Origin of the sequence: Cellulomonas humilata, assembly GCF_013359775.1 — a bacterium.
Classification (GTDB): Bacteria; Actinomycetota; Actinomycetes; order Actinomycetales; family Cellulomonadaceae; genus Cellulomonas; species Cellulomonas humilata.
Window position 1 is genome coordinate 183589 of record NZ_JABMCI010000065.1, and the last position, 16853, is coordinate 200441.

Here is a 16853-nt window from a genome sequence, read left to right on the forward strand (position 1 = left end):
ACAGATCACTCGGTGGGCATAGCACCGCGGTTATGCCCGTCCGGCGGCCAGCCAGTCGAGGAAGCGGGGGCTGCTGCGGCTCACGGCCTCGGCATGGGCGGCCAGGGCGGCGTCGACGATCCCGTCCATCGGCAGGGGCGCCGACTCGTCGTGCCAGCCCACGTGGTGCGCCCACTGGAGGGGTACCCCGGCGAGCGGGACCACGCTGACCCCGGGCGTGTCGGGGAACGTCGGCTGCACGAGGGCGACACCGTGCCCGGCCCGGACCAGGTCGACGCACGCGGCCCGGTCGGCCTCGCTGACCTTGCCGGGCGTGAAGCCGGCCCGGGCGCACGCGGTGACGAAGCACCGCTGGAAGCACCCGGCGCCGGACACCCCCAGCCAGTCGACGTCCGCGAGATCGGTGAGCGTGACCACCGCTCGCGTGGCCAGCGGATGGTTGTCCGGGACGAGCACGAAGACGGGGTCGGTGCTCACCCGCGACCACCGCACACCCTCGGCCGTCGGCGGCGACGCGTTCCCGCACATGCCGACCAGCGCGATGTCGAGGGTCTGCGCCGCCAGCTGCGCCGCCACGGCGTCGACGTCCGGCATGGTGACGCTCGTGACCTCGGCGTGCAAGCCGGACACCAAGCGGTTGACGAAGAGGCCACCGAGCGCCGTGGCCGCCGTGCCGACGCGCACCGAGCGCGCACGCAGGTCCCGGCCTGCGACCATCCGGTGCGCGTCGTCGACCAGCGCGGACATGGCGGGGAGCAGCACCTTCGCGCGCCCCAGGACGAGCTCGCCCAGCGCCGTGGGTCGCGCGCCACGCTGGTCGCGCGTGAAGACCGCGGCCCCCAACGTGCGGTCGATCCGGTTGAGCTGCGCCGTCAGCGCGGGCTGGGTGAGCCCGAGGGACGCGGCCGCACGGGTCACAGAGCCCTGTTCCGCGACGGTGACGATTAGCCGGAGGTGGCGCAGCTCGAGCTCCATCCGCCGAAACTATCGACCAGCCGCTCCGGAGGGGAGACGTGCGGCCCGGTCGCGACGCACCGGGGCAGGAGCCGGGCCGTGTCGGTGGCCGTGGGTGTCGGTGGCCGTGGGTACCGTCCGAGCCATGTCCTCCGTCCGCCGCCTGCGCCCCGTCTGGGCGGACGCCACCCCGGACCCTGCCGGGCGGCCGGTGCAACTGAGCCTCGACGAGCTGGGCACCCCGCTGGCGGAGGTCACGTTCGTCGTCGTGGACCTGGAGACCACGGGCGGCACCCCCGCGGAGTGCGCCATCACCGAGATCGGCGCGGTCAAGGTGCGCGGCGGCGAGGTGCTGGGCGAGTTCCAGACGCTCGTGGACCCGGGTGGCCCGGTGCCCGCCTTCATCCAGGTGCTCACCGGCATCACCACGACGATGCTCATCGGTGCGCCACCCATCGAGGAGGTGCTGCCCAGCTTCCTCGAGTTCTCGCGCGGCACCGTGCTCGTGGCGCACAACGCACCGTTCGACGTCGGCTTCCTGAAGGCAGCCGCCGCGCGCACCGGTCATGCCTGGCCGGGAAACAAGGTGGTGGACACGGTCCGGCTCGCGCGCCGGGTCGTCACCCGCGACGAGGCTCCCAACCACAAGCTGTCCACCCTCGCCAACCTGTTCCACGCGACCGTCACGCCCAACCACCGCGCGCTCTCCGACGCCCGCGCCACGGTGGACGTGCTGCACGCGCTGCTCTCCCGCCTCGCGCCCCTGGGCATCACCCACCTCGAGGACCTCGCCACCGCCACGGACCCCGTGCCGGAGGACGTGCGCCGCAAGCGCACCCTCGCGGACGGGCTGCCCGACGGGCCGGGCGTGTACCTGTTCCGGGGCCCCGGCGACGAGGTCCTCTACGTCGGCACGTCCACCACCTCGCTGCGCCAGCGCGTCCGGTCCTACTTCACGTCCGCGGAGAAGCGCGGCCGGATGATCGAGATGGTCCGCGTCGCCCAGCGCGTCGACCCGATCCCGTGCGCGACGCCGCTGGAAGCACGCGTCCGCGAGCTGAGACTCATCGCCGCCCACTCCCCCCGCTACAACCGACGGTCCCGGTTCCCCGAGCGCATGCCCTGGGTCCGGCTGACGTCCGAGCCGTACCCACGGCTGTCCGTGGTCCGCGAGGTCAAGGCCGGCGACGGCGCCACGTACATCGGGCCGTTCTCCTCGGCGGCTACGGCCCAGCTGGCCGTCGAGGCCCTGCACGAGACGTTCCCCATCCGGCAGTGCACCCGCAAGCTCCCTCTCGTGGCCGCGCCGGGCGCCTCGGCGTGCGTGCTCGTCGAGATGGGCAAGTGCGGGGCCCCCTGCACGGGCCACCAGGGGCCCGGCGCCTACGCCGAGGTCGTCGACCGCGTCCGGCACGCGATGGTCGCGGACGCCGCACCGGTGGTCGAGGCGCACGCCGACCGGATCGCGTGGCTGGTCGCGCAGGAGCGGTTCGAGGAGGCTGCCACCGTCCGGGACCGGCTCGGCGGCTTCCTGCGGGGGGCGTCGCGGGCGCAGCGGTTCGCGCCGCTCGCCACGTGCGCGGAGCTCGTTGCCGCCCGGCGTTCCGACGACGGCGGGTGGGAGCTGGTCCTCGTCCGCTTCGGGCGCCTCGCCGGGACCGCTCGGGTCGATCGACGCACCGATCCGCGGCCGGCGATCGCGACCCTCCAGTCCACCGGCGAGCAGGTCGAGCCGGGCGTCGCCCCGGCCACCGCCGCGCACCCCGAGGAGACCGACCTGATCCTCGCGTGGTTGGGCAAGCCCGGGGTGCGCCTCGTCGCGGTCGACGTCCCGTGGGCGTGCCCGGTGCGCTCGGCCGAGGGGCTCGGCGACCCGGCGACCGCCGTCGCCGCGCTGGTCCGGCCCCGCCTCGCCCCCGACGACGGTGCTCCGGTGGTGCGGTTGCCGGGGGCGGGCACGGAACGCGAGCTGGACATCGCCGAGGCGCGTCCCGTGACGCTGGAGCTCGACGACGCCCGGGTCATCCCGTTCAGCATCCGCCCGCCTCGCACGGCATGATGGCGACCATGCTGACCGCCATCGTGCTCATCGACTCGGACGCCGCGAGGATCCCGGAGGTCGCCGCCGCGATCGCCGACCTGCCCGGCGTGAGCGAGGTCTACTCCGTGACCGGAGAGGTCGACCTGATCGCCATGGTGCGGGTCCGCGAGCACGACGACCTCGCCGACGTCATCGCGGACAAGGTGAGCAAGATCGAGGGCGTCATCCGCACGCAGACCTACATCGCCTTCCGCACGTACTCGCAGCACGACCTGGAGCAGGCTTTCGCCCTCGGGCTCGAGGACTGACCTGGAGCGCAGCGCAGGTTGAGGGGCGCGAAGCGTCACTCGGCCGAAGCGAAGCGCAACGTCAGTCCGACCATTAGCAGAGCGACTGACCTGGAGCGCATGTACTAGCCGGCGGGTTCGAGGACCTGACTCAGCGTGCGCTCGCCGCGCGCCAGCGGGCCAGCACGTCCGCCGCAGCCCCGCTGTCCAGCGACTGCCGCGCGTGCGCGCTCGCCGCAACCAGGCGCTCCACGAGCGTCCCGTCCGCGGTCCCGGGCAGCGTGCCGTCGGCCACGAGCGCCGCGGCCGCGTTCAGCACGACGGTCTCGCGCACCGCGCCGGTCTCCCCGCCGAGCAGCCGCCGGGCGACGTCGGCGTTGTAGTCGGCCTTCGCACCCCGCAGGGAGTCGAGCGCGATGCGCGGCACACCGAGCTCGGCTTCCCAGTCGATGACGGACTCGGTCACGTCACCGTCGCGCACCTCCCACAGCCGCGTGGGACCGGTCGGCGCGATCTCGTCGAGGCCGTCCTCGCCCCGGAACACCAGGGCGCTGATCCCCCGCTGGGCGAGGACGCCCGCCATGAGCGGCGCCATCCGCGCGTCGGCCACGCCGATCGCCGCGGAGCCCGGCTGGGCGGGGTTGGTGAGCGGGCCGAGGAAGTTGAACGCCGTGCCGACGCCGAGCTCGGTGCGCGCGGCTGCGGTGTGGCGGAACGAGGGGTGGAACACCTGGGCGAAGCAGAAGGTGATGCCCACCTCGGAGGCGAGCTCGGCGACGCGTGCCGGCGGGTGGTCCAGTCGGATACCGAGCTCCTCGAGCACGTCGGCGGACCCGGACGACGACGACGCCGCCCGATTGCCGTGCTTGACGACGGTGATCCCGGCGCCGGCGATGACGAGGGCCGACATGGTCGAGATGTTCACGGTGTGCGAGCGGTCGCCGCCGGTGCCGACGATGTCCAGCGTGCGTCCGGGGACCTCGATCCGGACGGCGTGCGCGAGCATCGTGTCCGCGAGGGCGGTGAGCTCGTCGACCGACTCGCCCTTCGTCTTGAGGCCGATGAGGAAGGCGGCAACCTTCGGCGTCGAGGCCGCACCGCTCATGATCTCGGACATCGCCCACGACGTCTGCTCGATCGTGAGGTCCCGCCGGGCCGTGAGCGTCGCGAACAGGTCGGGCCACGTGGGCGCTGCCGGAGCGGCTGACACCTGCGTCATCGGGTGACGGCCCGCGCCTCGACGATCGCCGCGACCGCACCGTGCAGCTCGACCGGGTCGAGCGGCCGGCTGACGACGGCGTCGGCGTTCGACCAGGACGCGAGCCAGGCGTCCTGGGGGCGCCCGGTGAGCACGAGCGTCGGCGGGCACCGGAAGATCTCGTCCTTGAGCTGGCGCGCGAGACCGAGGCCGCCCACCTTGTCCGCCTCGCCGTCCAGGATGAGAAGGTCCAGCCCGCCCGACTCCGTCTGCGCGATGACGGCGGCGGCGGTGGCCACCTCGACCCACTCGATGTCGGGCGCACCGCGCCGGAGGCGACGACCGACCGCGAGCCGGACCTGTGCCCGAGCGTCGACGTCGTCGCTGTACAGAAGGATTCGCGGGCCGGTGGTGGCTGCGTTGTCGGGCTGCGCCGTGCTCATGGAAGTCCCTCACTCGTCGTCGACGTGCGTCCGTCCGGAATTCTGGCACGGGTGGTCCGGCGCTGGTGGTCAGGCCCGCCACGGCGTCCCCGGACGCATAGCACGGGGGTCGCGACGCGCCGCGCGCCGAGACGCGTCCCCACGTCGGCACAGGCCCGCCGACCCGTGCCAGATCCGCGTGATCTCCGGCCACGCCCTCTCACGCGACGGCTCGGATCCTGACGGTGTGACATTTACCTGTGGCCACGCTGAGGGCCTAACGTCCCATGCGGGGGCGTCATCAGCCATAATGACGATCGTGTCGACCGCAACGGCTGCCCCGCGCACCAGCCCCCACGTGAGCGTCAACCGACCGAACCCCGTGTCGGTAGGGACGATCGTCTGGCTGGCCAGCGAGCTCATGTTCTTCGCCGGCCTCTTCGCCATGTACTTCACGCTGCGTGGCGCAGCGCCGGAGGCCTGGGCGGAGAACACCCCGAAGCTCAACATCACCTTCGCCGCGATCAACACCACGGTGCTGGTCCTGTCGTCGGTGACGTGCCAGATGGGTGTGTGGGCCGCCGAGCGGTTCCAGCCCGTCCGCACCGGTTCCCTGCTCCAGGTGAACCGCTGGGGCATGAACGAGTGGATGTCCCTGACCTACCTCATGGGCGCCTTCTTCATCGGCGGCCAGATCTTCGAGTACGCCGAGCTCGTGCACGAGGGCCTGACCATCGCGTCGAGCCCCTACGGCTCGGTCTTCTACCTGACGACCGGCTTCCACGGTCTGCACGTCGTCGGCGGCCTGCTCGCCTTCCTGTTCCTGCTGGGCCGCTCGTTCAGCGCCAAGCGGTTCGGCCACCACGAGGCCACCTCCGCGATCGTGACGTCGTACTACTGGCACTTCGTCGACGTCGTGTGGATCGCGCTCTTCGCGGTGATCTACCTCCTGAAGTAGCGGGGCGCCGGGCCCCGTCCCGGCATCCCAAGACCCCCATCCCATCGTGCGAGACGAGGATCGATCCGTGAAGGCACTCGCAGCCCGCAGGCAGGATCGGCGAGCGCCGATCGTGCTGCTCCTGCTGGCGCTGCTGCTCACCGGCGGCCTGTACGCGGTGCTGGCACCGACGTCGGCCGATGCGGTGCCCGTGAAGGCGAGCACCAACGACATCGACACCGGCGAGAAGCTGTTCCAGGCCAACTGCGCCACCTGCCACGGTCCGGCGGCGTCCGGCACGGCGAGCGGTCCGTCCCTCATCGGTGTGGGCGCGGCGGCCGTCGACTTCCAGGTGGGCACGGGTCGCATGCCCATGCAGATGAACGGCCCGCAGGCCCAGGTCAAGCCCGTGCAGTTCGACCAGGACCAGATCAACCAGCTCGCGGCGTTCGTCGCGTCGCTCGGCGCCGGTCCCGCGATCCCCACGGCGGAGCAGGTGGACCCGGCCCTCGGCAACGTCGCCAACGGCATGCTGATCTTCCGCACCAACTGCGCGATGTGCCACAACGCGGTGGGTGCGGGCGGCGCGCTCTCGCAGGGCAAGTTCGCCCCCAACCTCTGGTCGACCACGCCCACCCATTTGTACGAGGCCATGCTGACCGGCCCGCAGTCGATGCCCGTGTTCAACGACGCGAACATCACGCCCGAGGAGAAGCGCGACATCATCGCGTTCATCGACCAGCAGGGCGGCACCTCGCCCGGCGGGCTCGACCTCGGCGCCCTGGGTCCGGTGAGCGAGGGCCTGTGGGCCTGGGTCGTCGGCATGGGTCTGCTCATCGGCGCAGCAGTCTGGATCGGAGCGAAGTCCTCGTGACCAACCACGACACGGGCCACGAGGCCGGCAACGAGCTCGCCACGCAGGCGCCGGGCGCGCTGCCCGACAAGTTCGCGGACCCGGGCCACCCGGAGCACCACGACCGCCTGGGTGACAACGACCCGAAGGCGAACAAGAAGGCCGAGCGCCAGGTCGTCGTCCTGTTCGCCGTCTCCGTGCTCGCCACGCTCGGCTTCCTCGTCGCCTACTTCACGCTCCCCCCGGGCGAGACGCCGGAGTCGATGCTGCGCTCCAACCTGGCCCTCGGGCTCGGTCTCGCCCTGTCCCTGCTGGGCATCGGCCTCGCCGCCGTCCACTGGGCCAAGGCGCTGATGAACGACCACGAGAAGTCCGAGGAGCGGCACGTCCAGCGCAGCTCCGACGAGAACCGCGCCGGCGCGGTCGCCGCTCTCAAGGACGGCGCGGAGGACTCGGCCATCGGTCGTCGCGGCGTGCTCCAGGGCGCCATGATCTCCGCGCTCGCGCTCTTCCCGCTGGCGATCGTCGTACCGATCGTCGGCAACGTCGGTGGTGACTGGAACGTCTCGAAGTTCCGGCACACGATGTGGAAGAAGGGCACCAAGCTCGCGACGGACCCGACGGGCCGGCCGATCAAGGCCGCCGACGTGACCATCGGGTCGGTGTTCCACGTCATCCCCGAGGGCCTCGAGGAGGCGGAGCACCCGCTGGACGAGAAGGCCAAGGCCGTCGTCCTCCTGGTCCGGCTCGACCCGGCCGACCTCAACGAGGCCGAGGACCGCAAGGGATGGTCCTATGACGGGATCGTCGCCTACTCCAAGATCTGCACCCACGTGGGTTGTCCGGTCGCGCTGTACGAGCAGCAGACCCACCACCTCCTGTGCCCGTGCCACCAGTCGACGTTCGACGTGGCCAACGGCGCGCGGGTCGTGTTCGGACCGGCGAAGCGGCCTCTGCCGCAGCTGCCGATCACCATCGACGACGAGGGCTACCTGATCGCGCAGAGCGACTTCAACGAGCCCGTCGGCCCGAGCTACTGGGAGCGTCTGAAGTGACGACGACAGCGACCCCCACCCCCGTCGAGAAGCTCGCCGCGGGTACGGCGGACTACCTCGACCAGCGCACCGGCATCGGGACCTTCGTCAAGACGTTCGCGCGCAAGATCTTCCCTGACCACTGGTCGTTCCTGCTCGGTGAGATCGCCCTGTTCAGCTTCATCACGATCCTGATCTCCGGCGTCTTCCTCACCCTCTTCTTCGTGCCGAGCATGAACGAGGTCCACTACGACGGACCGTGGGAGGCGATGCAGGGCGTCCAGATGTCCGAGGCGTTCGCCTCGACGCTGCGGCTCTCGTTCGAGGTGCGCGGTGGCCTGCTGATGCGGCAGATCCACCACTGGGCAGCCCTGATCTTCATGGCCGCGATCGTCACCCACATGATGCGTGTCTTCTTCACGGGCGCGTTCCGCAAGCCGCGCGAGGTCAACTGGGTGGTCGGCTTCCTGCTGATGATCCTGGGTCTGGCCGCCGGCTTCTCGGGCTACTCGCTCCCGGACGACGTCCTGTCGGGCAACGGCCTGCGCATCACCGACGGCGTCGTGCGGTCCATCCCGATCATCGGCAGCTACACGTCGTACTTCCTCTTCGGCGGCGAGTTCCCCGGCACCGACCTGATCCCGCGCCTGTTCACGGTGCACATCCTGCTGGTGCCCGGCATCATCCTGGCGCTCATCGGGCTGCACCTGTTCTTCGTCGTGCTGCACAAGCACACGCAGTACCCGGGGTCCGGCCGGTCGGACAAGAACGTCGTGGGCTACCCGCTCTTCCCCATCTACGTGGCGAAGGCCGGCGGCTACTTCTTCACGGTGTTCGGCGTCATCGTGCTCATGGCGGCGACGATGTCGATCAACCCGGTCTGGAACTACGGCCCCTACGACCCCTCACCGGTGTCCGCGGGAGCCCAGCCCGACTGGTACATGCTGTTCCTCGAGGGATCGCTGCGCCTCATGCCCGGGTTCACGGAGTTCGTGGTCCTCGGCTTCACGGTGTCGCTCAACGTGCTCATCCCGGCGATGGTGGTGCCCGGCATCCTGTTCACGCTGCTGGCCGCGTACCCGTTCATCGAGGCGTTCGCGACCGGTGACAAGCGCGAGCACCACGTGCTCGACCGCCCCCGCAACCGCCCGTTCCGCACGGCCTTCGGTGTCTCCCTGCTGACGGCGTTCTTCATCCTCGTGCTGGCCGGGTCCAACGACCTGATCGCGACGCACTTCCACCTGTCGATCAACGACATCACGTGGGTGTTCCGCGTGCTGATCTTCGTCGGCCCGTGGTTCGCGTTCTGGGTGACCAAGCGCATCTGCCTCGGCCTCCAGCGCAAGGACCGCGAGCTGGTCCTGCACGGGCACGAGACGGGTCGCATCGTGCGGTTCGCCAACGGTGAGTACATCGAGGTGCACAAGCCTCTGGACGCGCACGAGCGCTGGTTGCGCGTGCAGCACGACGCCATCCGCCCGCTGGAGATCGAGCCTGCGGAGGACTCCCGCGGCGTGCGGCGCAAGGGCTACGCGCTCGACCGGATGCGCCAGCGCCTCTCGCAGACGTTCTACGAGGACCGCATCGAGCCCGTCACGCCCGCAGAGCTGGCAGCCTCGCACTCGCACGGCGAGCACGACGCCGTGGGCGCGGCCGACGAGCACGCCCCGGCCGCTCTGGCCGGCGCGGTGGGTGGCCGGCAGCACCTGGTGGATCCGCAGGATGAGACGACGCCCGACGGGCGGAATCGCTGATCCTGGGCAAGAGTTGACCGTGGAGTCGGGCGACCCGCCGTCACGGCGGGCCGCCCGTTCCTCTGTACAGAGCGGACCGCGGTACGCGGTCCCAGACCGACGCAGGAGAGGTGTACTCACGCATGGCTGACTACTCGCTTCCGGATCTGCCCTACGACTACGCGGCCCTCGAGCCGCACATCTCGGGCCGGATCATGGAGCTGCACCATGACAAGCACCACGCCGCGTACGTGACCGGCGCCAACACCGCGCTCGAGAAGCTCGCCGCCGCTCGTGCGGCCGACGACTTCGCCGCCGTGAACCTGCACGAGAAGAACCTCGCGTTCAACCTGGGCGGTCACGTCAACCACTCCGTGTTCTGGCAGAACCTCTCCCCCGACGGCGGCGACAAGCCGACCGGGGAGCTCGGCGCCGCGGTCGACGAGTTCTTCGGCTCGTTCGAGGCGTTCCAGAAGCACTTCGCCGCCAACGCCCTGGGCATCCAGGGGTCCGGCTGGTCGATCCTCGCGTGGGACTCGATCGGCCAGAAGCTCGTGATCGTGCAGCTGTACGACCAGCAGAGCAACATCGCCCTCGGCCTGGTCCCCGTGGTCGTCCTCGACATGTGGGAGCACGCGTTCTACCTCGACTACGTGAACGTCAAGGCGGACTACGTCAAGGCGTGGTGGAACATCGTGAACTGGGCTGACGCGGCCGCTCGGTTCGATCGTGCGCGCACCCAGACCGCGGGGCTCATCATCGCCGTCTGAGGTCCTGCTGCATCGGCTGAGGGCCGCCTCCGTTCCTGGAGGCGGCCCTCAGCCGCGCTCAGGAGTTCGGCTGGAGCGTGCCGAGCTCGACGCCGTTCTCGTCGAAGAAGACGAGGTTCTCGCCCTCGTGCGTGGCCTTCACCGCCAGGGACAGCCAGGTGTCGACGCTCGGGCAGGCCATCCGGGTCGTCGCCCACTCGCCGAACGCCACCTGGTTCCCGTTCTGCTCCCACGTCCCGGTCATCCGGTTGCACCCGTCGGTCCCGGTCGCCGTGCCGTCCGTCGCGAGGTCCACCGAGGCGATCCCCTCGGTGTCCTGCGTGCCCCACAGCCCGCCGAGGTCCTCGACCGAGGCATCTGCACCGGAGGCGTCCGCACATCCCGTCAGCGCGGCACCCAGGAGCGTCACCAGCACGAGCGAGCGCAGCGCCCGCGACCGAGATCCGATCACGTGGACCTCTCCAGCGTCCCGATCTCGGTGCCGTCGGCGTCGAGGACCGTGAGCTCGTCACCGGAGACGGTCGCCGACCCCGCCCCGGAGAGCCAGGTGTCGACGTCCTCGCAGGCCATCATCGTCGACCCCAGGTCGCCGAAGTCGACCTCGGACCCGTCGATCTCCCACGCGCCCGTGAGCTGGTTGCAGCCGTCGCTGCCGCTCAGGGCGCCGTCGTCGGCGAGCTCGAGATAGACGCGGGGCTCCGAGCCGGCCTCGACCCACTCCCCCGTGACGTCCTCGGCGGAGAGCCCGCTCCCGGAGCCGGCGCTGCTCGCGCATCCGGCCAGCAGGGCCAGGACAACCACAGACAGACCCGCAGACGTTCGCGAATGCCTCATACCGCCGACGCTAGCGCAGCAGACGCAGGAAATGCCCCCACCGACGGTGAGGGCATTTTCCGAACGCAGGTCAGTGGGCGTGCTGTCCGCGCGAGAACTCGAACACCCAGCCGACGAGGCCGATGACTCCGAGCGCGATGCCGATGTACGAGAGCCACCAGCCCACGGCCAGACCGGCGAACGTGATCGCCGCCGAGACGCCGAGCACGAGCGGCCACCAGCTCCACGGGCTGAACACGCCCTGGTCGCCGGCGCCCTGCTCGATCTCGCCGAGCGGGTCGTCCTCGGGACGGTCGTCGATCCGGCGGGACAGCAACGCGAAGTACGCGCCGATCATGCCGACCAGCCCACCGACCAGCGGGATGCCCACGGTGCCGACCGGCTCGCCCTTGCTCCAGGCGGCGTAGATCAGGCCGACGGGAACGAAGAACAGGACTCCGTAGAGGAAGAGCTTGGTCTCGAACTTCATCGGGTTCCCTCCTCGTCGGTGCGCGGCCTGTCGTCGACGATGGTCGCGGTCGACTGCTCCGGCTCACCCTTGTCGTTCACCACGCGGTCCGTGGCGACCTCGCTCTCGCCGCGCCGGTCCGCCTCCCAGTCCAGCGGGCCTGGGTTGGGCTCGACGTGGTCCATGGCGGCGACCTCGGGGTGGTGCAGGTCGAACGCCGGGCGCTCGGAGCGGATGCGCGGCAGCGAGGTGAAGTTGTGCCGCGGCGGCGGGCAGCTGGTGGCCCACTCGAGCGAGGCGCCGTAGCCCCACGGGTCGTCGACCGTGACCAGCGGAGCGTTGCGCCACGTCGTGTACACGTTCCACAGGAACGGCAGCGTCGAGGCGGCCAGGATGACGGCCCCGATCGTCGACAGCTGGTTCATCCACGTGAAGCCGTCGTCGGGCGAGTAGTCCGCGTACCGACGCGGCATCCCCTTGACGCCGAGCCAGTGCTGGATGAGGAAGGTGGTGTGGAAGCCGATGAACAGCATCCAGAAGTGGACCTTGCCCAGGGTCTCGTCGAGCATCCGCCCCGTCATCTTGGGCCACCAGAAGTAGAAGCCCGCGAACATGGCGAACACCACGGTGCCGAACACCACGTAGTGGAAGTGCGCGACGACGAAGTAGGAGTCCGACAGGGAGAAGTCGAGCGCCGGGCTGCTCAGGATGATGCCGGTCAGCCCGCCGAAGAGGAACGTGACGAGGAAGCCGATGGTCCAGAGCATCGGCGTCTCGAACGTGAGCTTGCCGCGCCACATCGTGCCGATCCAGTTGAAGAACTTCACGCCGGTCGGCACCGCGATGAGCATGGTCATGAAGGCGAAGAACGGCAGGAGCACCGAGCCGGTGACGTACATGTGGTGGGCCCACACCGTCACGGACAGGGCGGCGATCGCGATCGTCGCGTACACGAGGCCCTTGTAGCCGAAGATCGGCTTGCGGCTGAACACCGGCAGGATCTCGGTGACGATGCCGAAGAACGGCAGCGCGATGATGTAGACCTCGGGGTGCCCGAAGAACCAGAACAGGTGCTGCCACAGGATGGCTCCCCCGTTCTCGGGGTTGAACACCTGCGCACCGAGGCGGCGGTCGGCACCGAGGGCGAAGAGCGCGGCGGCCAGCGGCGGGAACGCCATGAGCACCAGGAGCGACGTCACCAGGGTGTTCCAGGTGAAGATCGGCATCCGGAACATGGTCATGCCGGGCGCGCGCATGGTCACGATCGTGGTGATGAAGTTGACGGCGCCGAGGATGGTGCCGAACCCGGCGAGCGCGAGGCCGAAGACCCAGAGGTCACCGCCCAGTCCCGGTGAGTACACGGTGTTCGACAGCGGCGCGTACGCGAACCAGCCGAACGAGGCGGCCCCCTGCGGCGTGAAGAACCCGGCGCCGGCGATCGTCCCGCCGAAGAAGAACATCCAGTACGCGAGCATGTTCAGCCGCGGGAACGCGACGTCCGGCGCACCGATCTGGAGCGGCATGATCACGTTGGCGAAGCCCGCGAACAGCGGCGTCGCGAACAGCAGCAGCATGATCGTGCCGTGCATAGTGAACGCCTGGTTGTACTGCTCGCGCGACTGGAAGATGTCCATGCCGGGCGCGAACAGCTCGGCGCGGATGAGCAGCGCCAGGATGCCGCCGATGCCGAACCAGATGAACGACGTGATCAGGTACAGGTACCCGATGGTCTTGTGGTCGGTCGAGGTGACCCACTTGATCACCGTGCGCCCGAGGGTCTGACGCGAGGGCGCCAGACCGGGGATGTGCTCCGCGACGGCGGCCATCAGTTCTCGCCTTCCTTCGGAGCGCTGTCCAGGTCCTGCTGACGGCTGTACTCGAGCCCGAGCGAGCCTTCCTGACCCTTGGCCTTGAGCTCCTCGATGTGCGCGTCGTACTCCTCGCGCGTCACGACCTTCACGTTGAACAGCATCGACGAGTGGTACTCGCCGCAGAGCTCGGCGCACTTGCCCAGGTAGGTGCCCTCTTCGGTGGGGGTGACCTGGAACGTGTTCGTCTTGCCCGGGATCATGTCCATCTTGAACAGGAACGCGGGGATCCAGAACGAGTGGATGACGTCGCGCGAGTCGAGCGTGAACTCGACCTTCTCGTCGACCGGGAGGTACAGGGTGACCTGGTCCTCGAGCACGCCCGTGCCGGCGGAGCCGACGTCCTGCGCGTGCTGACCGGTGTCGTACGCGTCGTCGTCGAGGTAGTTGAAGTCCCAGCTCCACTGCTTGCCGATGATCTGGACGTGCACGTCGGCCTTGGCCGAGGTGTCGACGATCGCGGTGGTGTCCCGGTTGGTGTAGTAGAAGAGCACCCCCACCATGATGATCGGCAGGATCACGTACATGACCTCGAGCGGCACGTGGTACCGCAGCTGCACGGGGAGCGTGTCGTCGCCCTTGCGCTTCCGGTAGACCGCGACGCACCAGAGGATCAGACCCCAGGTGATGATGCCGACGATCAGGGCGGCGATCCACGACCCGACCCACAGGCTGGTGATGCGACCTGTCTGGTCGGTGATCTCGGCGTCGGAGCTGCCGGGCAGCCAGCCGCGCTGCACCTCGGCGGAACATCCGCTGAGGACGACTGCGGCGACGCCAAGCAGGCCGGCCAGCAACAGGGCTGGTCGCCGCGTGCGACGGGGGGTGTCCGGGTGCAACGGGGGACCTCTCACTCGCGTCCCGTCGACACCCTCGTGCACTGCAGAAGGGCACCACCCGGGACCTTCGTCCTCGACCCGTGCAGCCTAGCGCGCCGACCAGTTCGTTTCGTGCTGACGACACCCGTTGACGACACGGTGTCAGCACCATCACACCGCAGGACCGTCACAGTGCGCGCCGGGCGGCAGCGACCCGCAGGCCCGTCGTCCCGCGCCTGATGGCGGGCGTACAGGGTTACGGTGCCCGGGTGAGCAGCCAGCCCGACCTCGAGCCCGAGGCCTCCGCCGGACCCGGTCCTGTGACGCACGCCACTGCCCGCCGGGTCGTCCTCGACGCCGGTGGCCGGGCGCCGCTGCTGCCGCAGGCCCGCACCGCGTTCCTGGAGGCCCTCGACCAGGGCTGGGCGGATCCTCGGCGGCTGCACGCCGAGGGCCGACGCGCACGCATGCTGCTGGACGGGGCGCGCGAGGCGATCGCCGCCGCGGTCGGCGCCAGGACCGAGGAGGTCGACCTCGCCCCGTCGCACACGGCAGCGCTGCATGCGACGGTGCGTTCCGTGGTCCGCGGCCGCCGCAGGACCGGGACGCAGGTGGTCGTCGGCGCGGTCGAGCGTGCGGCCGTGCTGAACGCTGCGGACTTCGCCGGTGACCGGGTGACGGTCGGGGTGGACCGGGACGGCAGGGTGGACCCGCGGGAGTACGCCGACGCGGTCCGACGTCCGGGCGTCGCGCTCGCCGCGCTCCAGCACGCCAACGGAGAGGTCGGCACGCTCCAGCCGGTCGACGACGCGCACGTCGCAGCCCGTGCCGCGGGAGTCCCCCTCCTGGTGGATGCCGGCGCCAGCCTGGGCCACGTCGACGTCGGCGGCTCCTGGGACGTGCTGGCCGCCGACGCGGGCGACTGGGGCGGCCCGGGCGGGCTGGGCGTGCTGGTGACCCGCTCCGGGGTGCGGCGCTCGCCCGACTGGCCCGAGGACGAGGACCGCTGGTTCCCCGGCGGCGTGAGCGTCCCCACCGCCCTGGCGGCCGCGGTCGCGCTCCAGGCGGCCGGATCGACCCGGTCGGTCGACGATGCGGCACGGCGCCGGCTCGTGGACCTGGTCCGGTCGCGCGTGGCGGCCGACGTCCCCGACGTCGAGGTGGTCGGGCACCCGGTGGACCGCCTCCCCCACGTCGTGACGTTCTCGTGCCTGTACGTCGAGGGCGAGTCGCTGCTGGCCGCGCTCGACGCCCGCGGGTTCGCGGTGGGGTCGGGCTCCGCGTGCACGTCGAGCGCCCTCGAGCCCAGCCACGTGCTGGCGGCCATGGGCGCCCTGACGCACGGCAACGTCCGGCTGGCGCTCCCCCGTGGCACGCAGGAGCAGGACGTCGAGCGCTTCCTCGCCGAGCTGCCGGGGATCGTCGCCGGCGTGCGGGAGGCGTGGGGGGTCGGCGGCCTGTGACCACCGTCGACGCCCGCGGCCTGCGCTGCCCGGCGCCCGTGATCCGGCTCGCCCGCGCGGCGGCCGACGCACCGCCGGGCACCGAGCTGACCGTGCTCGCCACCGACCCCGCCGCGGTGCACGATGTCCCCGCGTGGGCGCGGATGCGCGGGCACGAGATGGTCGGCGCGACCGAGCAGGACGGCGTGCACGCGCTCACCGTGCGGACGCACGCATGACGAAGGCCCGGTACCTGATGGGGTACCGGGCCTTCGTCGTCGCTCAGATCAGCTGAACGAGCCGCCGCACGCGCAGGCGCTGCCGGCGTTCGGGTTGTCGATGGTGAAGCCCTGCTTCTCGATCGAGTCGGCGAAGTCGATCGTCGCGCCGTCGAGGTACGGGACGCTCATCCGGTCGACGACGACCTCGACACCGTCGTAGTCCTTGACGACGTCGCCGTCGAGGACGCGCTCGTCGAAGTACAGCTGGTAGATCAGGCCGGAGCAGCCACCGGGCTGGACGGCGACACGGAGACGGAGGTCGTCGCGGCCTTCCTGCTCGAGGAGGCTGCGGACCTTCGAGGCGGCGAAGTCGGTGAGGAGGACGCCGTGCGTCTCGGTCGCGGTCTCGGTCGCGGTGGTCTCGCTCATGGTCTCTCCTGGGTGCTCGCTGGACAGCACTTCTGTTGCGTCAACCTCTGGCAACAGAGCCGGCCTCGAGGTTGTTCCCGTCCAGGGTACGACCCCGAGGGCCACATCCTGCTCAACGTGACCAGGTTCTCGCCACACGCGCGGCACGGGCCGCCAGGGTCGCCGCGGGCGCGGCCATCGAGGCGGCGACCTGATCGGGGGTCTCACCCACCGCGTAGGCAGCGGTGATCCCCGCGGCGGACAGCTCGCGGCGGCCCACCAGCACCTCCCCGGCGACGACGACGGTCGGGACGGCGTGGGGCAGCGCACGCGACGCCACCTCGGACACGACCTTCCCGTGCAGCGACTGCCAGTCGAAACGTCCCTCACCGGTGACGACGACGTCGTGGTCCGCGATGAGCGCGTCCAGACCCACGGCATCGGCGACGAAGACGGACCCGGGCACCAGCCGCGCGCCGAGCAGCGTCAGCCCGAACCCGAGCCCGCCGGCCGCGCCCGCGCCCGGCGCCGCGGTCAGGCGCGAGGTGGGCGACGTGGCGCGCGCGCCGGCGAGCAGGTCGGGGC

19 protein-coding genes are annotated in these 16853 nt (G+C 70.7%); 9 read left to right on the top strand and 10 right to left on the bottom strand.

What is annotated here, in order from left to right:
• Positions 1 to 30: 30 nt before the first annotated feature.
• Positions 31 to 975, bottom strand: coding sequence for a LysR family transcriptional regulator (locus HP550_RS11910; protein WP_175347899.1), 945 nt, complete (start codon positions 973 to 975; stop codon positions 31 to 33).
• Between the two features lie 124 nt (positions 976 to 1099).
• On the opposite strand from HP550_RS11910, the gene HP550_RS11915 reads away from it, so the two are divergent.
• Together HP550_RS11915 and HP550_RS11920 are read left to right on the top strand one after the other, a co-directional pair.
• Positions 1100 to 3013 (top strand): DEDD exonuclease domain-containing protein, encoded by a 1914-nt coding sequence (locus HP550_RS11915; protein WP_175347900.1) that lies wholly within the window; start codon positions 1100 to 1102, stop codon positions 3011 to 3013.
• 8 nt (positions 3014 to 3021) lie between these two features.
• Positions 3022 to 3303 (top strand): Lrp/AsnC family transcriptional regulator, encoded by a 282-nt coding sequence (locus HP550_RS11920; RefSeq protein ID WP_175347901.1) that lies wholly within the window; start codon positions 3022 to 3024, stop codon positions 3301 to 3303.
• A gap of 130 nt (positions 3304 to 3433) precedes the next feature.
• Here HP550_RS11920 and trpD read toward each other — a convergent pair whose 3' ends face one another.
• Both trpD and HP550_RS11930 read right to left on the bottom strand, forming a co-directional pair.
• A complete protein-coding gene (gene trpD / locus HP550_RS11925) occupies positions 3434 to 4501 on the bottom strand; it encodes an anthranilate phosphoribosyltransferase (RefSeq protein WP_175347902.1) in 1068 nt (355 codons plus the stop codon).
• A complete protein-coding gene (locus tag HP550_RS11930) occupies positions 4498 to 4923 on the bottom strand; it encodes a response regulator transcription factor (protein ID WP_175347903.1) in 426 nt (141 codons plus the stop codon). The genes trpD and HP550_RS11930 overlap by 4 nt, the downstream gene beginning before the upstream one ends.
• A 289-nt stretch (positions 4924 to 5212) precedes the next feature.
• Between HP550_RS11930 and ctaE the strand changes: the two genes are divergently transcribed.
• The 5 genes from ctaE (at position 5213) to HP550_RS11955 (ending at position 10229) form a co-directional block, all read left to right on the top strand.
• A complete protein-coding gene (ctaE, locus tag HP550_RS11935) occupies positions 5213 to 5860 on the top strand; it encodes an aa3-type cytochrome oxidase subunit III (RefSeq protein WP_175347904.1) in 648 nt (215 codons plus the stop codon).
• 67 nt (positions 5861 to 5927) lie between these two features.
• Positions 5928 to 6713, top strand: a complete 786-nt coding sequence (gene qcrC / locus HP550_RS11940) for a cytochrome bc1 complex diheme cytochrome c subunit (RefSeq protein ID WP_175347905.1) — start codon at positions 5928 to 5930, stop codon at positions 6711 to 6713.
• On the top strand, positions 6710 to 7747 hold the full coding sequence (gene qcrA / locus HP550_RS11945; RefSeq protein WP_175347906.1) for a cytochrome bc1 complex Rieske iron-sulfur subunit: 1038 nt from the start codon (positions 6710 to 6712) through the stop codon (positions 7745 to 7747). Before qcrC ends, qcrA begins: the two co-directional genes overlap by 4 nt.
• On the top strand, positions 7744 to 9480 hold the full coding sequence (qcrB, locus tag HP550_RS11950; RefSeq protein WP_175347907.1) for a cytochrome bc1 complex cytochrome b subunit: 1737 nt from the start codon (positions 7744 to 7746) through the stop codon (positions 9478 to 9480). Before qcrA ends, qcrB begins: the two co-directional genes overlap by 4 nt.
• A 122-nt stretch (positions 9481 to 9602) precedes the next feature.
• Complete coding sequence (locus HP550_RS11955) at positions 9603 to 10229, top strand: superoxide dismutase (protein ID WP_175347908.1); 627 nt, start codon at positions 9603 to 9605, stop codon at positions 10227 to 10229.
• A gap of 58 nt (positions 10230 to 10287) precedes the next feature.
• On the opposite strand, the gene HP550_RS22355 is transcribed toward HP550_RS11955, so the two are convergent.
• From HP550_RS22355 to ctaC, 5 genes are all read right to left on the bottom strand, one after another.
• Positions 10288 to 10680, bottom strand: a complete 393-nt coding sequence (locus tag HP550_RS22355; RefSeq protein ID WP_175347909.1) for an META domain-containing protein — start codon at positions 10678 to 10680, stop codon at positions 10288 to 10290.
• Positions 10677 to 11030 carry an META domain-containing protein gene (locus HP550_RS11965; protein WP_343048146.1) on the bottom strand — a complete coding sequence of 118 codons (354 nt, stop codon included), beginning with the start codon at positions 11028 to 11030 and terminating at the stop codon, positions 10677 to 10679. Before HP550_RS11965 ends, HP550_RS22355 begins: the two co-directional genes overlap by 4 nt.
• Positions 11031 to 11133: 103 nt before the next feature.
• Positions 11134 to 11532, bottom strand: coding sequence for a cytochrome c oxidase subunit 4 (locus HP550_RS11970; protein ID WP_175347911.1), 399 nt, complete (start codon positions 11530 to 11532; stop codon positions 11134 to 11136).
• Positions 11529 to 13337, bottom strand: a complete 1809-nt coding sequence (gene ctaD, locus HP550_RS11975) for an aa3-type cytochrome oxidase subunit I (protein WP_175347912.1) — start codon at positions 13335 to 13337, stop codon at positions 11529 to 11531. The genes HP550_RS11970 and ctaD overlap by 4 nt, the downstream gene beginning before the upstream one ends.
• Positions 13337 to 14218 (bottom strand): aa3-type cytochrome oxidase subunit II, encoded by an 882-nt coding sequence (gene ctaC, locus HP550_RS11980; RefSeq protein ID WP_175347913.1) that lies wholly within the window; start codon positions 14216 to 14218, stop codon positions 13337 to 13339. Before ctaC ends, ctaD begins: the two co-directional genes overlap by 1 nt.
• A 248-nt stretch (positions 14219 to 14466) precedes the next feature.
• On the opposite strand from ctaC, the gene HP550_RS11985 reads away from it, so the two are divergent.
• Both HP550_RS11985 and HP550_RS11990 read left to right on the top strand, forming a co-directional pair.
• Positions 14467 to 15660, top strand: a complete 1194-nt coding sequence (locus HP550_RS11985; protein WP_425484446.1) for a cysteine desulfurase family protein — start codon at positions 14467 to 14469, stop codon at positions 15658 to 15660.
• Entirely contained in the window at positions 15657 to 15878 is a 222-nt protein-coding gene (locus tag HP550_RS11990) for a sulfurtransferase TusA family protein (RefSeq protein WP_307491792.1), read from the top strand. Before HP550_RS11985 ends, HP550_RS11990 begins: the two co-directional genes overlap by 4 nt.
• 48 nt (positions 15879 to 15926) lie before the next feature.
• Here the strand turns inward: HP550_RS11990 and erpA are convergent, their stop codons facing one another.
• Both erpA and HP550_RS12000 read right to left on the bottom strand, forming a co-directional pair.
• Positions 15927 to 16289: an iron-sulfur cluster insertion protein ErpA gene (gene erpA, locus HP550_RS11995; protein ID WP_175347916.1), complete on the bottom strand. Its 363-nt coding sequence runs from the start codon at positions 16287 to 16289 to the stop codon at positions 15927 to 15929.
• A 112-nt stretch (positions 16290 to 16401) separates the two neighbouring features.
• On the bottom strand, positions 16402 to 16853 hold a 452-nt coding region (locus tag HP550_RS12000; RefSeq protein WP_175347917.1), incomplete at its 5' end, for a glycerate kinase.